Genomic DNA, 1,677 nt, shown 5'->3' on the forward strand with positions numbered 1-1,677 from the left:
GGTTTATCGCCGAACACCTGGACAGCTTGAACCAGACCACCTCGCTGCTGAGCAACGACCTGGGTGCGGCATCGGCCTTGTCGTGGCTGACCAGGCGACCGGAAGTAGCGCTCTACAACGTCGTTGGTGAAATGAAATACGGCCTCTCGGATCCCGCCGCCGCCTCGCGCAAAGTGACCCTGCAGGAGGTCGGACACTGGATGACCGAGGCGCGTAAAAAGGGCTCGGTCGGGGTGGTAATGAGAGTCAACAGCGTCGATGAAGTCCAGGAAGTCGAAGCCTTGCCCATCGACGGCAAGCGCTATCAGCGCGGCAACCTGCAGGTCCTGATCTTCCCGCAAATCCAGCCCTGACAGGCAAGACGCAAAAAAACCGGGTGGCCAAAGCGGCCTCTCGGTTTTTTTCGTTTTCGCCTCGTTTGATCGGCGAGTCGAACCACAGCGGGCACAGCCCTGCTAATCTGAATGAAAATTACATGTATTTACGGTTTTTTTTACGTTATTTTCTCATTTGGATCTCTACATTCCCTGCAATTCAAAACATGCAAATGATTCGCATTGATTTACAAGCGTTTCAATGCGTATGACTTTCAAAAAATGCACCAGGAGCAGCCCGCAGAATGATTCCCAACATCCCCTCGTTCTTGAAAAAGGCCCTGCTGGCCACCGCTTTGCTGAGCGCTGGCCAGGTCTATGCAGCCGACTCCGTCGGCATCGTGGTGTACAACGCGCAACACGAAGGCCTGACCAAGGCCTGGGTCGAGGGCTTCACTCAAGAAACCGGTATTCCCGTCACCCTGCGCAACGGCGATGACACCGAGATGGGCAATCAGATCGTGCAGGAAGGCGCGGCTTCTCCGGCGGATGTATTCCTGACCGAAAACTCCCCGGCCATGGTGCTGGTCGACAACGCCGGGCTGTTTGCGCCTGTCGATAAAGCCACGCTGGAACAGGTTGACTCCGCCTACCGCCCGGCCCACGGCAAATGGGTCGGGATTGCCGCGCGCTCCACGGTGTTTGTGTACAACCCAGGCAAACTTTCGGAAGCCAATCTGCCGAAATCGATCATGGACCTGGCCGATCCGAGCTGGAAAGGACGCTGGGCTGCATCGCCAGGCGGTGCTGACTTCCAGGCCATCGTCGCTGCCATCCTGGAACAAAAGGGTGAGGCCGCCACACTTGAGTGGCTCAAGGCCATGAAAACCAACTACGCCAACTACCGTGGCAACAGCTCGGTACTCAAAGCAGTGAATGCCGGGCAGATCGACAGCGGCGTGATCTACCACTATTACAGCCTGGTGGATCAGTCCAAGACCGGCGAAAACAGCAAAAACACCGCCCTGCACTATTTCAAGCACAAAGATCCGGGCGCTTTTGTTAGCATCTCCGGCGGCGGCGTCCTCGMTTCCAGCCAACACAAAGAACAAGCCCAGGCGTTTCTCAAATACATTACCGGCAAGGATGGCCAGGCTGTCCTGAAGAACGGCAAGTCGTTTGAGTACGCCGTGGGCAAGAACGCTGAATCCAACCCTAAATTGGTGCCCCTGCAGCAACTCGATGCGCCGACTGTCGATGCTTCAAAACTCGACAGCAAAAAAGCCGTGGAGCTGATGACACAGGCCGGACTGCTCTAATTGATACCTGAAACCCTGCCTGCGGGGGTCGTTGAGGCGACACC

At 56.4% G+C, this 1,677-nt stretch carries 1 protein-coding gene and 1 pseudogene; both read left to right on the forward strand.

Annotation, left to right across the window (positions count from 1 at the left end; genetic code table 11):
• A pseudogene (locus ACXRVY_RS27670) lies at positions 1 to 353 on the forward strand (lipid IV(A) 4-amino-4-deoxy-L-arabinosyltransferase); the annotation flags it as partial.
• Positions 354 to 619: 266 nt separating this feature from the next.
• Positions 620 to 1,633 (forward strand): iron ABC transporter substrate-binding protein, encoded by a 1,014-nt coding sequence (locus ACXRVY_RS27675; RefSeq protein WP_458238799.1) that lies wholly within the window; start codon positions 620 to 622, stop codon positions 1,631 to 1,633.
• Positions 1,634 to 1,677: the final 44 nt, after the last annotated feature.

The organism is Pseudomonas sp. P5_A2_2, from assembly GCF_054177685.1.